This is a genomic window from Corallococcus praedator (genome assembly GCF_003612125.1).
Taxonomy (GTDB): domain Bacteria; phylum Myxococcota; class Myxococcia; order Myxococcales; family Myxococcaceae; genus Corallococcus; species Corallococcus praedator.
In genome coordinates this window covers 1-419 of record NZ_RAWI01001197.1, presented here as the reverse complement: position 1 = coordinate 419, position 419 = coordinate 1, and the positions used below count along the sequence as shown (strand labels likewise).

Here is a 419-nt window from a genome sequence, read left to right as displayed (position 1 = left end):
GGATTAGTCTGATGCTGAACGGCATCTTTACCAATTCCAGGTCGAAGTTCTATGCCACGCGGATGCACTTCAATCATGGTTCCGTAAGTATCAAGTGCGAGGGCAACATAGCTGTCTGGATTAGAGGCAAACGGAACAACTTTTCCATTCAGAAATTCGGCTAAAACTTGAGCGACGCGAAGCGGGTTATCGGCAGCGATCGAGATGTGGTGAATCATGTTTAAACTCCTTGTTTTCTGATTTGACTATTCAGAAATCCATTGACAGGTCAGCTTTCCGTCAACCACAATCCAGCGGCAAGTTAACTGCTTGGATGGTGCTTTCGGCAAGATAAAGCGCGGAAGTGTGACTTTTTCGATCGAGATTGAGCGTGTCATGATTGAATTCTCCTTGTGTTGATTTGAATGAGGAATTAAGAG

Annotated in this window: 1 protein-coding gene; it reads right to left on the bottom strand. The window is 44.9% G+C overall.

Annotation, left to right across the window (positions count from 1 at the left end; genetic code table 11):
- Positions 1–218, bottom strand: a 218-nt coding sequence (locus tag D7Y13_RS45500) for a Brix domain-containing protein (RefSeq protein ID WP_208734697.1), incomplete at its 3' end; no start/stop codon positions are given.
- Between the last annotated feature and the right edge of the window lie 201 nt (positions 219–419).